At 40.1% G+C, this 18,264-nt stretch carries 15 protein-coding genes; 4 read left to right on the top strand and 11 right to left on the bottom strand.

Annotation, left to right across the window (positions count from 1 at the left end; translation table 11 throughout):
• Positions 1-898 (top strand): RHS repeat-associated core domain-containing protein (locus tag EHO58_RS19585; protein ID WP_476737864.1); only part of this gene is annotated, 898 nt, incomplete at its 5' end.
• A gap of 65 nt (positions 899-963) precedes the next feature.
• A complete protein-coding gene (locus EHO58_RS15220; RefSeq protein ID WP_135680495.1) occupies positions 964-1,284 on the top strand; it encodes a hypothetical protein in 321 nt (106 codons plus the stop codon).
• A 581-nt stretch (positions 1,285-1,865) separates the two neighbouring features.
• Here the strand turns inward: EHO58_RS15220 and EHO58_RS15225 are convergent.
• The 5 genes from EHO58_RS15225 to EHO58_RS15245 form a co-directional block, all read right to left on the bottom strand.
• Entirely contained in the window at positions 1,866-2,993 is a 1,128-nt protein-coding gene (locus EHO58_RS15225) for a glycerate kinase (protein ID WP_135680496.1), read from the bottom strand.
• Positions 2,994-3,185: 192 nt separating this feature from the next.
• Positions 3,186-3,998 carry a sulfite exporter TauE/SafE family protein gene (locus tag EHO58_RS15230; protein WP_135680497.1) on the bottom strand — a complete coding sequence of 271 codons (813 nt, stop codon included), beginning with the start codon at positions 3,996-3,998 and terminating at the stop codon, positions 3,186-3,188.
• 4 nt (positions 3,999-4,002) lie between these two features.
• Positions 4,003-4,440 (bottom strand): DUF6691 family protein, encoded by a 438-nt coding sequence (locus tag EHO58_RS15235; protein ID WP_135680498.1) that lies wholly within the window; start codon positions 4,438-4,440, stop codon positions 4,003-4,005.
• Positions 4,437-4,862 (bottom strand): YeeE/YedE family protein, encoded by a 426-nt coding sequence (locus EHO58_RS15240; RefSeq protein WP_135680499.1) that lies wholly within the window; start codon positions 4,860-4,862, stop codon positions 4,437-4,439. Before EHO58_RS15240 ends, EHO58_RS15235 begins: the two co-directional genes overlap by 4 nt.
• 2 nt (positions 4,863-4,864) lie before the next feature.
• The gene (locus EHO58_RS15245) at positions 4,865-5,908 is read right to left on the bottom strand and encodes an MBL fold metallo-hydrolase (protein WP_135627236.1); all 1,044 of its coding nucleotides are present in this window, start codon (positions 5,906-5,908) and stop codon (positions 4,865-4,867) included.
• A 190-nt stretch (positions 5,909-6,098) separates the two neighbouring features.
• Between EHO58_RS15245 and EHO58_RS15250 the strand changes: the two genes are divergently transcribed.
• Positions 6,099-7,253 carry an adenylate/guanylate cyclase domain-containing protein gene (locus EHO58_RS15250; protein WP_135680500.1) on the top strand — a complete coding sequence of 385 codons (1,155 nt, stop codon included), beginning with the start codon at positions 6,099-6,101 and terminating at the stop codon, positions 7,251-7,253.
• 34 nt (positions 7,254-7,287) lie between these two features.
• Here the strand turns inward: EHO58_RS15250 and EHO58_RS15255 are convergent, their stop codons facing one another.
• Entirely contained in the window at positions 7,288-8,139 is an 852-nt protein-coding gene (locus EHO58_RS15255; RefSeq protein ID WP_135680501.1) for a helix-turn-helix domain-containing protein, read from the bottom strand.
• A 99-nt stretch (positions 8,140-8,238) separates the two neighbouring features.
• On the opposite strand from EHO58_RS15255, the gene EHO58_RS15260 reads away from it, so the two are divergent.
• Positions 8,239-9,084 carry a class I SAM-dependent methyltransferase gene (locus EHO58_RS15260; protein WP_135680502.1) on the top strand — a complete coding sequence of 282 codons (846 nt, stop codon included), beginning with the start codon at positions 8,239-8,241 and terminating at the stop codon, positions 9,082-9,084.
• A 23-nt stretch (positions 9,085-9,107) separates the two neighbouring features.
• On the opposite strand, the gene mgtA is transcribed toward EHO58_RS15260, so the two are convergent.
• From mgtA to EHO58_RS15285, 5 genes are all read right to left on the bottom strand, one after another.
• A complete protein-coding gene (gene mgtA / locus EHO58_RS15265) occupies positions 9,108-11,633 on the bottom strand; it encodes a magnesium-translocating P-type ATPase (RefSeq protein ID WP_135680503.1) in 2,526 nt (841 codons plus the stop codon).
• A 97-nt stretch (positions 11,634-11,730) separates the two neighbouring features.
• Positions 11,731-14,019, bottom strand: coding sequence for a glycoside hydrolase family 5 protein (locus EHO58_RS15270; RefSeq protein WP_135627231.1), 2,289 nt, complete (start codon positions 14,017-14,019; stop codon positions 11,731-11,733).
• Between the two features lie 330 nt (positions 14,020-14,349).
• Positions 14,350-15,402, bottom strand: a complete 1,053-nt coding sequence (locus tag EHO58_RS15275) for an alcohol dehydrogenase catalytic domain-containing protein (protein ID WP_135680504.1) — start codon at positions 15,400-15,402, stop codon at positions 14,350-14,352.
• The gene (locus tag EHO58_RS15280) at positions 15,392-16,426 is read right to left on the bottom strand and encodes a VOC family protein (protein WP_135680505.1); all 1,035 of its coding nucleotides are present in this window, start codon (positions 16,424-16,426) and stop codon (positions 15,392-15,394) included. The genes EHO58_RS15275 and EHO58_RS15280 overlap by 11 nt, the downstream gene beginning before the upstream one ends.
• Positions 16,427-16,552: 126 nt before the next feature.
• Positions 16,553-18,178 carry a 7TM diverse intracellular signaling domain-containing protein gene (locus EHO58_RS15285; protein ID WP_135680506.1) on the bottom strand — a complete coding sequence of 542 codons (1,626 nt, stop codon included), beginning with the start codon at positions 18,176-18,178 and terminating at the stop codon, positions 16,553-16,555.
• Between the last annotated feature and the right edge of the window lie 86 nt (positions 18,179-18,264).

An 18,264-nucleotide genomic window follows, 5' to 3' on the forward strand; every position in this document is an offset into this window, starting at 1 on the left:
GTTTGTAACTGCGGATTCGATTATTGATGGTGCAGATGATACCCAAGGCTGGAACCGGTTTTCTTATGTAAAGGGCAATCCGATCAATACGAAAGATCCAACTGGACATGAAGGAAGTAAGTCTGAATACAAATCTTTAGAGTCAGCGCCTATAAATGTTATTGGAAGCAGGAATCCTTCCCCATCCAACAGTGATAGAGCTTGGGCTTTTGGAAAAGGATTGCTTACCGGCGCAGTTATTGGAGGAGTTTTAGGATTTGTCGGGGGGGTTGCTTTAGGTGGATTGAGTGTAGTCGCAAGCCCCGCTATTGCCCTTGCAGTTGGTATCGGCCTTCTTGGGTTTGGAATTTATGCAATCGGATCAGAGATTCATACTCTTTTGAAAGGTGAAGAGAATGGGCGGAAAATAGGGGAATTAGAAACCTATGAACGTTCCGGAAATCTAATAGGCAGTACTTTGAGTGGAGGTATTGGGGCTAAATTCGGCTTTAAATGGGGGGCGAGCAAAGTTGCAAAACTTAGGATGGGAACTCCAGAAACGAGTCCGGGTAATTCTCCTGCAACTGGAGAGGCTGGAGGCAGTGGAGCATCGGGTGCCAATTCTAGATTTTCACAGATACCAAAATCATCAGAATTAAGAAGTTGGGCAAAAGAGCAAGGATACGAAAAGTTAAGTCATGAAAATGGAATTGAGACATGGGGTGTAAAAGGTAAAAACGGTGAAAAAGGAGATTGGATGTTAAAATTGAAGGAACCATCAAAATATGAAGATATTCATCCCGATAGTAAGAAGTATAGATTTTCTGCAAGGTCGGAATCAGGAAGTTACTTGGATCCAACAACAGGGAAAACTGGAACTAAGGCAGAGTATGGCCATATGCCACTTGATCCCGACTAAGTATTATGCATAAAGATAACCTTCAGGAATACCTTTTTATTGATTGCATATTGGTGGACTTTTCTTTGAGTCCGACAGCTACAGACTTAATAGTAATTACGGAGGCCTATTACTCGGAGGTTTTAAATAGCATTCGAAAAAAAGGCTTATTGAAAGTCACTTTTGGGCAGTTGATAGAGTTAAATATTCGAAAAACAAGTGAATTTGATCATGACCTTTCGCTACCTTATGATCGGAAAGGCGATCACGTTAAGGCTAATGAAATATATGTGATGGATATTTCTACTTCTGATGGAATATTGTCTGGGAAATTAGATTCAGATATGTTGCATGTGGAAGTAAAATTTAGAGGTTTACAGATCGAGGAGTTAGGTGAAAATTCTTGAAATCCTCCCGTAATCGTCTCCTTTATGTTTAATATGATTTATGTGACGGACACGAGAGGTTACTATAATGATTTAACTTCCTTTAAGTTTAATTTGTCGTTGGTTTCGTTTTATTCGTATGCTAGGTATTGGCATACATCATTGATGGAGATATGTAGTTAATGCTAAATGGCAGAGAGTAAATCTACTCTGCAAATTTGTGATAAGATAATTGCTATACGACCTACTGATCTTATCCTCTTGCGTGTGTATGTAAGAAGATTGTAATTAGTATGGTAATCTCTTTCGCGACTGTTTTTTTTGAGCTCAAAGAAATTCTTATTTAGTTCAACATAACTTACTCTCGAACTCGAACCTTTCTTTTTCTATCGAAGCTTAACCGAATTCTTTTGTCTAGAAGTTAAAGCCAACATAGCTATAATCAAATGTAGAAAGATTTTCCATTTCTCTCCTTTTCTTTAAAACCGCTTGCCTGTATATAGTCAAACCTTCGTGAGTAATATAGGCTAAGCTTTAGAATTTCCAAAGTAGTTCGAATTTCATTTGGAAAGTATTCTCTAATATTATCACCTTAAATAAAATTACTTCACCCCAGCAAGCGCTCTCGTAACAGCCCGAGACAGCTCATCCGCCGCTACTTTACGTGACGGCACACTACCGTTGTTTGAAACCGCTATTGTCTTAGGATAATTGGCTGCTTCCAATCTATCGCGATCGGCTACGGCTCCGCTGATTACCAAACAGTCAGCACCAACCTTACGACAAAGATGAACCACTGCATCTACAAGTTTGCCTGCCAGAGTACCTGCATCAGTTCTGCCTTCTCCGGTTAAGACTAAATCGCCTGGACGGATTGTATCAACTAATCTGGATTCTTCTAGAAAAAAATGAGAACCTGAGCCGAGCGTTACTTGCTTTCTTGCCATTCCAAGAAATGGGAGTGCAATTCCTCCTCCTGCACCGACACCGTCCGGCCAATTTGTGTCGCTTTGTTTAGCGAACTCTGCCCACAAGCGGGAGAGTTGACCAAGCCCATCTTCTAATAAGGCCACATCATTTGGCGTCGCTCCTTTTTGAGGGCCAAACAATTTTGGAGCGCCTGTTGGACCAAGTAGAGGATTGGTTACATCAGAAAACATTTTGATATTGGCTTGTATCGAGGTAAATGTGTCAGGAGGTACGAGCCTTCTCACATTAGATAAATTTCGCAGAGAATTCACCGAGTTACCTTTTCCGTCTAATAACTGAAATCCGAATTCTTGTAAGATTCCTAGTCCTCCATCGCATACTGCCGTACCTCCGAGGAACAAAAACAAATTCCTTTTTTGCTGAGTGAGCATATGCAGAACCCAGCGACCAAGACCGCTGCTCCTGCGATCGAGAATAGGAAGTCGGCGATTATCTCTGAAGTTTAAGGAAAGTAGTCGTGCCGATTCAAAGTAAGCATCGGTCTCGTTGACAAGGTAACAAATGGAACGGTTGAACCCACTCGCGTTAGGGAGAATATCTGCGCGAAGATTTAACTTTGGCCGCAGTGAGTGTAGAGCGACAAGACTTCCTTCGCCCCCGTCAGCCAGAGGGAGTTTGAGCACCTGGATTGAATCACCCAAAGCAGAGCGAACACCGGAATACATTGCACTTGCAGCGCGTGTTGCACTAAGTGTCCCTTTGAATTTATCGGGTGCGATGATTACACGTTTGTAGCGCATTCACATGCCCGCTTCTTCCAAACCATTTTCTGTATACTTCATGACGATCATTTTTGGAATTGAAAACGGATTCGGACAAGCAGATTTTAGAATATAGTTGATTTAATGTATTATGTAATTTTCATATAAACTCGAATTTAAAATAAGGATTACGAAAAGAGAAAAAATTCAGAGGAATAACTCGGTCATGGATCATAGCTTCAACCCCTGATCCCACAAGATCAGGGAAGCGATGACTAATGCAAAATAACCGAAACCAATTTTCAGAGATCTTTCACTTATTTTGTGCGAAAGCTTTTGTCCTAAATACATTCCTGCAATTCCCAGGCCACAAATTATTAGAAGTAATGGGCAATTTTCAGTTTGCACCGATCTGAAACTGATTCCGAATCCGAAAAGAGAATTTGCTGAAATAATAATTAGTGATGTTCCTACTGCCTTCCTGATGGGAAACTTGAGCAAAATTACAAGAGCAGGAATGATTAGAAATCCTCCTCCTGCTCCTACAAATCCGGTAATCATTCCTACCATCAATCCTTTGATACCAATCGATAAGAAGTTCGTTTGTATCGTATTCAATTTAGTCGTTTCTGTTTCTGCAGGAATAGAGCTGCTGGAGCGAATCATAGTCCAAGAACTAAAAACCATTATGATCGAGAAAATGATCATTATAAACAAAGGTTTTGTTAATGTGATCCCAAAATTGGAAATTAAGATGTTTGGAATGGAAGGAAGAAGTAAGTTTCTCGCAATATAAATACCTATAAAGCTTGGTGCCGCGAAATACATTCCAATTTTTAGATTCGTATCTCCTTTTTTTATCTGAAAGATTGATCCGGTTAAGGCTGCTATGCCGACCACGAAGAGTGAGTTTGTTGTCGCAAAAATTGCATCTTGTCCGAAAAAATAAAAAAGTATGGGAACTGTGAGAATTGAACCTCCTGCACCAATCAGGCCGAGCATAGTTCCCATAATAAAGGAAGATATATATCCTAGGATAAGCATTAGCTTATTCTAATTTGCTTTTCAAATTCGTTTTCTTATCTAGGAGCCAAAATAATAACATTCCTGAAATTATACTTACAAAAACGATAATTGGCCTTGTTTCAAAGCTTGCAAGAGTGGTGACTGAAACGGTAGGGCAATAACCGCCCAATCCCCAGCCGATTCCAAAAATCAAACTCCCGATAATCAATGCAGGGGTGATCTCTTGGCGAGTTGGAATAAACCAATCCTTGGAGAACATTGGAGTTTTTCTTTTTCGTATCAATTTGTAAGTGATAAAATGAACTCCTACTGCTCCAGCCATCGTGAATAGTAGGGTAGGGTTCCATTTTCCGAATATATCTAGAAATCCTATTATGTTTGCAGGTTGTAAAATTCCGGACATGCCGAGACCGATCGCGAATAATAAACCTACAATCAAGGCTCCTATATTATATTTCATATAATTAGCCCTGTTTTTCTGAGTAATACTACTGCTGCCATTCCCGCAGCCATGAATACGATTGTTGCTACTATGGATCTAGGAGAAACTCTACTTACTCCACAAACTCCATGTCCGCTTGTACAACCTCCTCCTAACATTGCGCCGAATCCTACGAGTACTCCTGCAACAGAACCGATCCATGCTGTTGTTTGTAGTTCCGCTGCTAAAAGTTCAGGCGCTGTGATTTTTAAAGAAAGACCTCCGATAAGTAATCCTACTATAAAATACCATCTCCATTCTATATCACCTTTGATCGGTACCAATACTCCATATACAATGCTGCTGACTCCGGTTACTCTTCCGTTCCATAAAAGCATTAAAGAAACGGCGATACCAATCACCACTCCACCTATAAGGCCCATTATCCATTCTGTTGCCATTCTTATTCCCCTCTGGGCAGGTACTTCTCATTCCAATTCACCATCCCTCCTGCCATATTGGATGTGAATTTATAACCTAAACGAATACTTTCTTCCGTTGCTTGTTTGGAACGTTTTCCGCTTCGACATACGAAGATGATCTCTTCAAAACGATCGCCTGCTTCTAAATATTTAGTTAAATCAGGTCCGAGAGTTACAAGTTGAGAAGTCCGAATATGTCCTAACTCCCCGTGAAATTCATCCGGAGAACGTACATCTATAATTTTTATATTTCCAATTTTTTTAAATACGTCTTCATTCAGTACAGTAGGAATTCCTGATATACTTTGAGGATTCATCGTTCTTACGATTTCCAAACTTCCACATCCGGTATTTGCAGGAAGTGCCAAGTGCATTTTTTTAGGAGTTGTAAATTGTAATTCTTCCATGATCTTCTGGAATTCTTCTTTTGAACGGTTCCCTCCTATCCTCGGGTTTAATCTTTTTTCCAATCCGATTGTAGTGCTTGTTAAACCTTTATAATCATGTGCCGGATAAACTTTGGTTTCATCAGGCAGGGAGAATAGTTTTTGAATGATGCTATCGTATAGTTTGGAGGCGGATCCTTCTTGGAAGTCCGTTCTACCGGTGCCTCGGATCAGAAGTGAATCTCCTGTAAATACCATTCCTTCGAATAGGAAACTCATACACGCATTGGTATGTCCTGGAGTCGCGATCGCTTTTATATTTTTGTTCCCAAGCGGAAGAATACGTCCGTCTTCGAGCAGAATATCTACACAATCGATTTCCGTTAATGCACTTACAGCTGTTTGGGCCATAGTGTTTTTACGGATTTCGGAGGCTCCAGTAATATGATCTGCATGTATATGGGTTTCTAAAATATACATTAAATAAAGACCCAACTCTCTGATCAGTTTTAGATCTCTATCTACAGTTTCCCAAACTGGATCTATGATTGCCGCTTCCTTGGTTTCCATATCCGCAATCAAGTAAGTGTAAGTAGAAGATTGGGATTCGAATAGCTGGTAAAAAAGAATATCTTTCATTTTTTTAAATTTTATCCTTTGTAACGTGCATATACATCAATATACGACACTTCTATTTTCGAACCTTGTATAATCCTGCAGACGATTGGAAAAAAATTATAGAGGCTATTCGATTTTTTGGAAGTTTTGCAGAATTATACAAACACCGGGCCTTTCTACATCAGTCGATTAAGGAAAAGGGAGTTAAGACATGAGAACAAAAGAAAGAGATAAACTTCACAAAGATGGGCTCATCAATTTTTCGATGGCGTTTACTGCTGCGGGATTTTTATGGAGCTTTTTGTATTTTATGTTAGGGTTTCCGCAATCTGCCTTGATCCCCGGAGGTTACGCGGTCTTAAGTTTGTTAAGCCTGTTTTTTGTTTTTGTTACAGGTAAGTATTTAGCTTTTAGATTTCTTCAATTTCTTTTTATCCTAATACTTCCTGTACTTTTACAATTGAGCTTAGGAGGTTTTGAGAATTCCGGAGCAGTGATTATTTGGGCAATACTTTGTCCACTTGGAGCTCTTTCTTTCGCTCCAATCCGCCAAGGTTTGGTATGGTTCGGATTATTCCTTGTCGTTTTGGTCTTAACTGGACTCTCCGAATTTTATCTACATCTACCTGTGCCAAAGGTAGAACGCAATATGCAGATATTATTTTTTGTGATCAATATTGTAGGAGCAGGAACCCTTACTTTTTTCAGCTTATACTATTTTATTTCCAAAAATAAACAAGAGCATGATAGAGCTGAAAATCTTCTTTTGAATATTCTACCGGAACCGATAGCGGAAAGATTAAAACGAAATCCGTCTACCATCGCCGATGGATACAAACTGGTTTCTATATTATTTGCGGATATAGAAAATTTCACCGTAATCTCTCAAAAGGTATCTCCTGAAACTTTGGTTCATTTTTTGAATGATGTGTTTTCCCATTTTGATCTTCTGGCTGAAAAATACGGAATGGAAAAAATCAAAACGATCGGAGACGCGTATATGGCAGTTTCCGGTATTCCGATTTGGAATGAAGATCACGCAGAAAATGCGATGAAAATGGCCATCGAAATGCAAAAGTTTGTAAAGACATTGCATGATCCTTCCGGAAATCCTTTGAGGATGAGGATTGGTATCCATTCCGGTCCCGTTGTTGCCGGGGTGATCGGCAAGAAAAAATTCGCATATGATCTTTGGGGCGATGCTGTGAATACCGCTAGTAGATTGGAATCGCATGGTGTGCCGGGTCGGATCCAAATCTCGGAAACAACCTACGATCTACTTGAAGATACATCTCAGCTAGAAATTCGAAGATTGATAAATGTGAAAGGTAAGGGTGAAATGAGAACTTATCTTAGTTATGAATAAGAAGACTTAATATTTTTATTATACAATTAAATTATTAAGCTTCTGCATAACTTGCAGGTACTTCTATAAATGATTTCAGATGCCTTGTGCTTCTAAATATTTCAGAAGGAGGTAATCCGAACGTGGAGCGAAAGGTTCTGGTAAAATGAGCGGAGTCGAAAAATCCTGCGCGATGGGCCGAATCCGTATGGCTCATCCCATGCAAAAGAGAATACACGGTTAACTTAAGTCTGAACCAAGTGCGAAAAGAATGGAATGGAATACCGATCTCTTTCTTAAATTGATGTTCCAGATTAGAAACGGACATACCTGCAAATTCCGCCAGATCTTTTGCTGAATGATCTTCATGAGGCATTGTGGTGATCAATTCCACTATTTTTTGGATACGAGGATCGATCGTTCTAACGTTGTTTTCCACGATCGGCGGGATTTGATTTAATAATTCTAATATAACCTCTTCCGAGCCTGGATCAGTAGATAGGACTTGATTGATCTTAGAGAATAATTGTTCTTCTTCCCTTAAAGAAATAAATATACCGTCTGTTTCACTTTCTAAATTGGATGCTCTTAAAGATTCATAATTCGGACTGCTTAAATCCATAAAAAGTAATACGCAGAACTTTCCCGAAAATCTAATAGAATGATCTACCATAGGAGGAATGAGTGCAGAACGGAAACTAATCCAATCGGAATTATTTAAGGAAACTTGGAATTCTCCATCTAAACTAATACAAACTGTTGCTGCCGCTCTTCGACGTAAGGTTAGGTCGGGAAGATGGCCTGCAAACAGACAACGACTTCCCCAAATACAAATCCTTTCCTGTCGATCAAGTGGGTGAGAATTAATTTCCATAAGTTGCAGAATTATACAAGGAGCTTTCATCATCTGCAAATATAATCATCCTGTCACTGAGAATTTATTCTGCCTGATATCGGGTGGAAGGTTGGAAAGAACATACTACTTTATAATAGGATTTACACTTATATGATAAAACAGGCCTTGGAATCCAAAACAGAAAATCCAAACAAGATATTATGGGAGAAGGGTGATTTTACGGAGATTGCCTTATTGATGCGCAGATCAGGAGAAGAGCTGGTAACGAATTTAGGAATTACATCTTCGCAAAGGATTTTAGATTTAGGAAGCGGAGATGGAACTACAGCTATCCCGCTAGCAAGAACCGGAGCAGAAGTGCTTGGGATAGATATTGCAAAAAATCTAGTAGAAGCAGGCAATAGAAGGGCAAAAGAAGAAGGGCTTTCTAATTTAAAATTCCAAGAAGGAGATGCATGTAATTTACAAGAAGTCCCGGATCATTCTTTTAATCTAACTCTTTCAATGTTTGGTGCGATGTTTGCCCCGAAACCGTTCGATGTTGCAAGTGAAATGGTAAGAGTCACAAAACCCGGCGGTCGTATTGTGATGGGGAACTGGATCCCGAATGATCCTAGTTCGTTTGTTTCTCAGTTATTAAAGATAAGTTCTTCTTTCTCACCTCCGCCCCCGGAAGGTTTTGTAAATCCTATGACTTGGGGAATGAAAGCGTATATTATGGATTATTTTGCTAAGGCAGGAGTGAAGGCGGAAAAGATCTCCTTACTGAAAGATACATATAGTTTTATTTCTCCCGATAAAACTCCTGAAGATCTGATAGAATCATTAAGAAAATATTATGGTCCTACGATGAACGCTTTTGAATCTGCTGAAAAAAATGGGAAGGTTGATAAGTTACGTGAACAACTGATCGAACTCGCAAATTCAGAGAATCGAAGTACCGGTACTGGGATCTCAATTCCTGCCACTTTTTTGAGAGTGATTGTGGAAGTATAACGAGAAGACTTACATCGGCTCTTTCATTTTTCTTTTTTATAAAAGAAAAATTTTGCAACTTCTGCGGAGCCAATGTACAATACTATAATTCCAAGTAAGTAGCCATAGAATAATAACGGCAAATGGTCGAAGCCGAATGTTTTAGCCAAAGGAAGATAGGGGATCGCAAATACGAAGCAAATGCAGAGTAAGGTTGCTCCTAATAGTAATTTTCCCGGTTTGCTCCGGTAAAATACGTTTTTAGTACGGATCACGAGTACGATCAGACTTGCGGAAACCACGGATTCAATAAACCATCCGGTTTGGAATTGGGTTTCGTTCGCGCCCAATCCGAATAATAATAAACCGAATGTAGCATAATCGAAAAGGGAACTTAGGAAGCCGAACATCAGCATAAATCTTCCTATAAATTTGATGTCCCATTTACGAGGACGGATGATCCAATCTTTATCTACCTCGTCCGAGGCAATTGTCATTTCGGGTAGATCAGTTAACAAATTTGTCAATAAGATCTGTTTAGGTAGGAGCGGGAGGTAACTTAAGAATGCTGAGGCCCCTGCCACGCTGAACATATTTCCAAAATTCGCGCTGGTTGCCATAAACACGTATTTTAAAGTATTTGCAAACGTTATGCGTCCTTCTTTGACTCCATCCAATAAAACCGCCAAATTTTTCTCCAATAAAACGATATCCGCTGCTTCTTTTGCGACATCTACTGCCGAGTCAACAGATATACCCACGTCCGCAGAATGGAGTGCAGAAGCGTCATTGATCCCGTCTCCAATATACCCGACAACATGGCCTGCTTTTTTTAGAGCTAATATGATCCTTTGTTTTTGATTCGGTTCTATCTCGGCAAATACATCAGTTTCTTCCGCCTTTACCCTCAAGGCTTCTTCTCCGATACTTTGTAATTCTTCCCCGGTAAGTATCGTTGTATTGGAAATTCCTACGGACTTGGCAACCTGTCCTGCAATCCATCTATTATCGCCTGTAATCATTTTCAGACGAATACCCAAATCACCTAAGTTACGGACTGTATCCTGTATCCCTGCTTTTGCAGAATCTGAAAAAGCTACGAATCCTAAGAACACCATTTCAGATTCAATTTCATAGTCTACCGGATCGTTCTCTTGAATCTCCTTAATAGAGATCCCGATCATACGATACCCGTCCCGACTAAAGGTTTCGTATACCTTTTGAATGGATTCTAATTCTTTTGATATTGGTCGTATCTGTCCTTGCGGATCTATGTATCGATCACAAATGTCTAAAAGAGGACCGCAGGCACCTTTACAAATTGCCGTACGTTTTCCATCTATCTCAGCGATTATCGTGATCCTTTTTCTATGAAAATCATAAGAGAGTTCTCCTGATTTAGGGACCGTATCCGCTGAGATCGGCCATGCTTTGCTAATCGCTAGATCCATTGGGTTTTGGAAACCGCTCTGTAGGTTAGAGTTGATCGATGCAAATTTTAATACATCTTGGTTTGGATTTCCATTCGGATCTACGCTTGTATGTACTTGGATCACTCCTTCCGTTAGGGTTCCCGTTTTATCGGAGCATAGTACATCCATACTGCCGAAGTTTTCAATTGAGTTCAGACGTTTTACGATCACCTTTTTCTGGCTCATTTGTTTGGCGCCTTTTGCCAAATTTATATTGATGATTGCCGGTAATAATTGAGGTGTGAGTCCGACGGCGATCGCTAATGCGAATAAAAAGGAATCTAAGATCGGTTTTTCCAGTAATATATTGATTCCAAGAATTACCAATACTAAGCCCAAAGTGATTTCAAGTAGAAGGTTACCGAATTTGCGGATCCCTTTTTCGAAATCCGTTTCCGGCTTTCTTTCGTTCAATCGTTTATAGATCTCTCCGAATTGTGTATTTTTCCCTGTAGCATAGATGAGAGCTAAACCGGAACCGCTGACTACATGGGAACCCATGTATAATAAATTGGATCGTTTGGATAAAGCAGTTTCTTCGGGTAACGGTCCAATGGTTTTTTCCACTGGAAAAGTTTCTCCTGTAAAAGCGGCCTCATCTAAAAACAAACGGTCCGAATTAATAAGATAAGCATCTGCAGGTATGATGTCCCCAACTCTTAATCGGATTAAATCACCAGGTACTAATGATTGTGAATCCAATTCGGATTCAACGTTATCCCTGATCGTAGACGCGTTTAATCTAACCATGGACAATAAGGAATGTAGTGAATCACTCGCGCTCTTCTCCTGCCAGTAACCTAGTACACTACTTAATAAAACGATACATTGGATGATGATCCCATCCGTTGGGTCGCGCAGGAACCATGACAAGGCCGACGCAAAAAGTAAAATGATAGTGATTGGGTTTGCAAATTGTCTTAGGAACAATACGATCCCGGCGACTTTTTGGCCAGAACCGAAACTATTTTTCCCGTAGATTCCCAATCGTTTTCTGGCTTCGGATTTGTCGAGGCCACTCTGCCCGGAACCGATTTCAGAGAACATCTTCTCCGAAGTATAAGTCCAGTAATTGGGGGATATTTTCCGGGATTCCATTCTCTTAGGTTGAGATCCCAGGATTCTTAGAAAAGTACTAATTCATTCGTAAAACCTCCTCCGCAGGAAGGACCGGCGGAGGAAAGTTTGATATTTGTTATCTATTTTGAATGGTCACGTTTTCAGTTTTCACATAAGAAGTATCAAACCACCATGCGCGAACTTCCATAGGGCGATCCGCTTTGTCAGGTGCTATGTTGAAATCTAATGAGAAGTTAGTATATTGGCCTGGACCAACAAACTCGTTTCTGTAGACATCTCTTCTTGCCAATACTTCTTGGCCATCATAAACATCTATGGTCACAATCTTATCGTTATTCGCGTTAGTAACATCTACTAACATACGGAATACAGCTCGTTTGTTACCGGTTCCCCAACGACCTCTGTCATAAGGGCCATAGATAATATGATCCGCCCAATGATCAGCCGTAGTTACTACCCAAGCATCACCTTCTGCGAATCCGGTACGGTGAGAAAGATTTTTTGCCTTATATACTAAAGGTAATTCTCCGCTCAATGGAGAAGAACAACAAAGTAGTGCAGCTCCTCCTCCGTCTCTTTGAGCGACCCCGGCTACATATTCAGTATCAGCACATTGTCCTTTATAAGAACCTGGAGCCCAGTCTCCTCCACGTTGAGAAGAACGGCTATCTCCTCTGTCGAACCAGATAGTGCGGCAAGAGTTAGCAAGAGGGACCTTACTGTGCGCACAAAGGATACCACTAGTTCCCCAGGAGTGTTTAGTCGCTCCTGCAACATAGTAGTCGTTAGGACATTCGTATTTTGTAAATCCGCCTGCCCAATCTCCAGTGCCATGGTAACGAGTACCAGTCTCATAAACGGCTTGTACGTTAATCGCGCGGTCAGCATGCCAAAGTTTTCCGTATTTTGTATCACTACAAAGTGCTCTTTGGTCACGGCTTAAACCCAATAGACGTTCCCCATCTGGACAGGTTCCTTTGTTTGCACCTGATAGCCAATCGTTATCGATCGTACTTACGTTATCATCTACACCGTTAAATCCGATCTTGGTCAAATGATCTACATATGCAACAGCTCCGGTCTTACCATTGGATGCAAGAAGGCGATCCATATGTTCATCACGCCAGTTACCTCTTTTGGTTTGAGACCAATCGGAAGTTACAAGTCCCCATTCATCTTCTCCGTTTAGAGGCCAGAATGCGAAATCAAGATCCTTCTCGATTAAATAATCCACGAGTCTTTTGAGCCACTCTCTATCAGCAGGATTTGTTTCTCCTGGAGAAGCACCGAATTCACTTACCCAAACAGGAGCAGTAGTAACTGCGTCAGGATCAGTAACGTAACCCCATTCGTCTGTGATAGTGTTTCGGAATGTATTTAAATCCATGTCCTTGTATTTGATATTTCCGCCTGACGTTGCATCGTCACCGTTATGTTTAGGTCCGATAAATCCGTAGTTATGAGCTGCATAAACAAGTTTATTCACATTACGAATATGAACTTGAAGATCTCTAACAGGTTTTAGGTGAGGACGTTCTCCTGAACCTAAGATCGGGATCGCTCCCCACCAGTTGATACCTTCTACAACAATAACCATATCCGGGTTTGCACGTAAGATATCATTTCCTGCTTCACCTGCGACCTTACGCCAATCGTCTATATTATTCCAACCCCAGTTAGGGCTATTAGGTAGATGAGTATCGTTAAAACGTTGGGTGCGCACTTCGTTTCTAAGATCCGCAGCAGCGACTAACTTATTATTCTTATAACGATTTACTAAGAAGACCCAATCCGCTTTCCACATTTCAGGAGTTTGGTTATAAGCGAAGGAAGATCCTGTATGATACCATTGACCGTTATAGTCGAATCCACAGCACCATTCGGAGAAAGTAGTATGGTTATTTAGAACCACTACGATCCCTGCAGCAGTCAAAGCGGCAACAGTTTCATCATAGATCTGTAATGCCGTTTTACCGAAAAATTGCGGGTTAGCTGCCACATATTCGTTCGGAACGATATTTGCATCATGAAGCATTAGATTGGAAAAAGGCAAACGAACCGAGTTAAAACCCCATTCCTGGATCAAAGAAATAATATGAGAGATAGGCTGCTTGTCCAAGCCTCCCACTACCTGACGAGTATCACTTGCTCCATACCAATTCACCGCTTTCAATTTGAAACGGTTATTATTAGAATCTACGATATATCTACCGTTTGTGCTCAGAGGAACGACCGGAGGATTGGTAGTTACTAAAAAAGCTCTCACGGAGTTGTACGTGGACTTTGCCGATTTTGGAAGCGAGAAAGGTAGATACGCTTGGTCCGTTTCAGGGGAGCAACTTGCTAGGATAGCAAAGACCACCAAAACAGAACTAAAAATTTTCATTTTCCTTCTGTTAAACATTTTGAATTCTCTCCATTGAATTCCCAATCAATCACGGATTGTTTTTTATATGTGTGGGGATATTAAACAGGGCATACTTATATACCGTTTATTTTTTCCCAAGATTTTGTTTTATAACTGAAGTTTTTTCTTTTTAAAGCGTTCGTTATGACAAAAAATATTGAACGAACAGTCCATATATTTAAAATCTATTTATTACAAATTCTTATATATTATAAATATTTAATATATATTCATGGATATCTTGGGCGCCCCTTCGCTTTCGCTCAGGCTGGGCTATCCGCTTGTATCTGCGCCTCACCACATGTGTTGCGGCGCAGTATATCGCTACTATCCCTGGCGCATTGTCGATTCGCAGAGGATCTGTATCTTCCCATCCGTCATATTCTGGCTGTAATACGCATAAGCATCCTGTATCTGATCCATAGGAAATTGACGTTGGATTTTAGGTCGGAAGATCCCGTTTACATTTCGGATGACTTCTCTAGATAATAGAAATCTTGAGGGGAGGGATAGGGAATTGATATAGTATTCCGTTTCGAAGAATTGTATCTTCCAGCCGTTGAATAGTTTTTGGGGCTGGAATAGCATAGGTCCTGTATTGAAATACCCGTACATACATAAGGTGGAACCTTGGGGCATGGAGCGGATAAGTGTCAAAGGCATATCCCCTCCGATACAATCGAAACCGCATCTGCAATTGACTTCTTTACAAAGTTCCGTTAATTGTTTTTCAAAATCAGGATCGGATTGGTTTAATACGTAGGAAGCACCTTCTTCTTTGCAGATTTCTTTTTGTTCCTCTCTGCGTACAATGGCGATACTCTTTAATCCATATTTACTCGCAGCTCTCATCGTCATTCTGGCGACTGCTCCTGCTGCCGCAGTAATAAAGAAATATTTAGAACCGGAAGCCTTGGCCCATCTCGCCATCCCGATACCAGTGATAGGATTCGCTACGGAAGATGCCGCTTCTTGGAATTCAACATCATTAGGTAATACGATTAATTTCAGTGCATCAGCTAAAACGTATTCTGCGAAGAGCCCGTTCTTCGTATAGAAGGCGACTCTTTTCCCAAGCCTCATTCTTCCAACGATTCCGCCCCCGTTCGCGACTACTGTTCCCGCTCCTTCGAATCCTACTCCTCTTGGATATGGATAATTCAAGGTAGAACTATATACACCTTTAATATGATAAAGATCGTTCGGATTCATAGAGCCTCGATTGACTTTTATGAGAACTTGGCCTGGTCCCGGTTTCGGAAGATCTAATTCAGTCAATTCAAGAACTTTTAATATTTCTTTTGGATCCGAGATCGAGTTTTCAGGTAAGGGACCGATCTGGCGGACCGCTTTCATTTTTTGGGGAAGATTAATTTTCATAGATTGGTTTTTTAGAAGTTAGATTTTTTTGGGATACAAGTATAAGATTACCTTCTGGATCTTTGAGTATTGCGGTATTATCTTTTTCATCTAATAAGGTCCCGCCTTCTTGGAGTATTTTTTTTATAGATGATCGTAAATCGAATACTCGGAGTCCTACTGCAATTCTTCCTATATCAGATTTATCTAATGGGCCTCTTTCACTGAAATGATTGTAAGTGAATATCTCGAATGTGGGTCCACCGTCCTCGTAACCGGGTAGAGGAAGATGGCAGCCTTTTACTTCTATTCCGGTAAGTCCCGTCAGATCTTCTATAAATTTTCCCTTATAATCCCGTTCGAAACCGGTGGCATTTGTTTCCAATATCTTACTATAAAATGAAAGAGTCCTGGTCCAATCTCTGGAATTTATATTTACGTGAAGGAATCTGATCTTATCGATTTCCGGCGGATCCAGTTTAAAACGAGTTCTTATTAATGAATTTAAACTACGAAAGATATTGCTCGGACTAAGAGGAGTTGGGAATGGAATATGGATCTCAAATATATTTCCATCCGGATCCCTTCCATAGATTGCAGGCACTTTTTGCAAATCCTCGAAACGGCTATCAATATGTCCTCCGTTCTTTTGGATTGTTTGGATAAGACCGGGAACATTATCCGTTTCAAAACAGATATGAGCGTAACCCAGATCGTTTGCAGCAGATGTTCCGTGATTCGATTTCTCAGATTTTAATATCGTAAATATTGGTCCTTCTTCTTGGTAATCAGGACTTCTGAGACTAATGACAGAAGAGAGTGGATCTCCGAGGGCCCAGTCAGACTCATTTTCAGTTTCTTTTGCTTTGAATACGTTCTTGTAAAAATCAGCAAGACGTTTCGGATCTGGGCTCCTGAAAATTACGGTCTCAAACGAAAATTCTGAATTTGGGATTCTTTTGTATTCATGGGGAGAAGGAGTTAAAATCCACCAGATTATAATGAAAAAAAGTATGGAGAATAGAACGATCAGAAACTTCTTCATATATTCGAAAGGATAGCATAATCATTCTCTCCTGCGCTTGAACGAATCCGGTATTGACAAAAAAGTTTTCTACTTTGAGCGAGAGGTCTCTTTTTTACGATGTTTAGCCTAAAGGAGGAGTTTTCGTTAAGTTAATTCGAAGATTCTGAATTGTTTGGGAGTTTGTCCAGTGATCCGTTTGAATTCGGCGTTAAACGCAGCCTTGGAGCCAAATCCGGATTCATAAGCAATTTCTAAAATATTCCATTCGGATTTTTCTTTTAGAAGATGGATTGAATGTTGTATTCTATAATAGGATAATAGTCTCGGGAATGTCGTGTTTAATTGAGTATTACATATTTCCGAAAGTTGGTGAGGATTTAACTCCAACCTCGTAGCGAGAGTCGCTAAGGAAAGATTCTCTTCCTTGAATATCATTTCTTGCGTAAATAATCTTTCGATTTCTCCCAGTATTGCATTTACATTTGTATTGTGGATCTTACTTCTGATGTATTTAGAAGTTTTTCCGTCCGATGTTTGGGATTTTTCTGGCTTCAGAGAAAATTCAGATAACCGATCCACTGCAGTCTTCATTTCGATTTCTAATATTTTTCTTCTTGAATCTATACTTTTGTATCGCTCGTAGATACTCGCCGCAAAAAATATAACTTCCAAAGGAAGTGCCCAAACCGGTAAATAAAAGTAAATAGGATTAGGCTGAAGTACTCGCGTGATCCATAATATATATACGAATGCTGCCGAATAAAACGTACCCCAAGTGATAACGAATGTTAAAAGATGTTTTTGTCCCTGAATCAACATTCTAATCGTAACGATCAAAAAAGCTGGGATCCAAATCATATAAATCAGGGAGAATACTCCGGAAAATAATTGGTTCCAATCCGAAAGCACAGAAGCAATTGAACTTAACGCAGCAAAAATAAGTATGGCGATCGCAATTTTATCAAAACGAGGATAATAGGATCTCAAATCCACAAATTCCCTAAAGAATGCAACTCCGAAGAATAAGGTGAGTGCCTGACTGAAGAAGAATCCATGATTGAGCCAATAAGGAGTTTCTGACAAGAGAATCCTAGGTGCGGAAGAATACATTAGGCTAAAGTTCATTGTTACAAAAAATATATAACCTCCATACCAAAGATAGATTTGGTCGTTGAGGGTAAAAAAGAAAAATAAAGAAAACAAACATATCGCGAGCATGAACCCCGCATAAAAGGAGGTGTACATGGTGCGGTCATTGGTTTTGTTTCTGACTTCTTCTTCGGATAAGATAAAAAAAGGAATACGAACTAATGAACGAGTATTGATCCGTACTAATATTTCTTTGTTTCGAAGAAGTGGAATACTCGGATAATCCAACCAAGCAACTTTCCATTTGCTTCTTTCTAAAACTGCTCCTGCCTGACCATACAGGTTCCAATTACCAGCATCTGTTTCTAAGAAGAAGTCAACATTGGTAAGAGTAGGCCATTCTAAGACCATATAACATTTTTTTTCCGCAGCAAAAGGTTTACTCTGCAGTTTGATCCAAATAGTACGATCGGTATATCCAAGATCAATATATGGCTGGTTTAGATCCTCAAAAGTTTGAGCAGATTGTAGATTCGGATCTCTTTCCCCGCTAAGGCTTGTTCTAATCTGTAGAGTCTCATTTCTACAATCTGCTTCCTTCTCCGCTTGGTTTGAGGACTTACAAGCGCTCATCGAAAGAAGCAGGATCAATAAACATGCTTTATAATTGGATCTCCACATTCACGGCGAGTTCTTTCAGATATCCAAAAGATGGCAATTCCTTATTGGAAATAAATGTCCAGAATTATAACCACAGACGACGGATG

The organism is Leptospira selangorensis (assembly GCF_004769405.1).
In the GTDB taxonomy this organism is placed as follows: Bacteria; Spirochaetota; Leptospiria; order Leptospirales; family Leptospiraceae; genus Leptospira_B; species Leptospira_B selangorensis.

Coding starts and splice junctions, on each gene's coding strand:
- EHO58_RS15240 (WP_135680499.1), bottom strand. CDS start 4,862: ATGGCAACAGAATGGATAATGGGCCTTATAGGTGGAGTGGTGATTGGT.
- EHO58_RS15235 (WP_135680498.1), bottom strand. CDS start 4,440: ATGAAATATAATATAGGAGCCTTGATTGTAGGTTTATTATTCGCGATC.
- EHO58_RS15275 (WP_135680504.1), bottom strand. CDS start 15,402: ATGAAAATTAATCTTCCCCAAAAAATGAAAGCGGTCCGCCAGATCGGT.
- EHO58_RS15255 (WP_135680501.1), bottom strand. CDS start 8,139: ATGATGAAAGCTCCTTGTATAATTCTGCAACTTATGGAAATTAATTCT.
- EHO58_RS15230 (WP_135680497.1), bottom strand. CDS start 3,998: ATGCTTATCCTAGGATATATATCTTCCTTTATTATGGGAACTATGCTC.
- EHO58_RS15280 (WP_135680505.1), bottom strand. CDS start 16,426: ATGAAGAAGTTTCTGATCGTTCTATTCTCCATACTTTTTTTCATTATA.
- EHO58_RS15225 (WP_135680496.1), bottom strand. CDS start 2,993: ATGCGCTACAAACGTGTAATCATCGCACCCGATAAATTCAAAGGGACA.
- mgtA (WP_135680503.1), bottom strand. CDS start 11,633: ATGGAATCCCGGAAAATATCCCCCAATTACTGGACTTATACTTCGGAG.
- EHO58_RS15270 (WP_135627231.1), bottom strand. CDS start 14,019: ATGTTTAACAGAAGGAAAATGAAAATTTTTAGTTCTGTTTTGGTGGTC.
- EHO58_RS15250 (WP_135680500.1), top strand. CDS start 6,099: ATGAGAACAAAAGAAAGAGATAAACTTCACAAAGATGGGCTCATCAAT.
- EHO58_RS15260 (WP_135680502.1), top strand. CDS start 8,239: ATGATAAAACAGGCCTTGGAATCCAAAACAGAAAATCCAAACAAGATA.
- EHO58_RS15245 (WP_135627236.1), bottom strand. CDS start 5,908: ATGAAAGATATTCTTTTTTACCAGCTATTCGAATCCCAATCTTCTACT.
- EHO58_RS15285 (WP_135680506.1), bottom strand. CDS start 18,178: ATGTGGAGATCCAATTATAAAGCATGTTTATTGATCCTGCTTCTTTCG.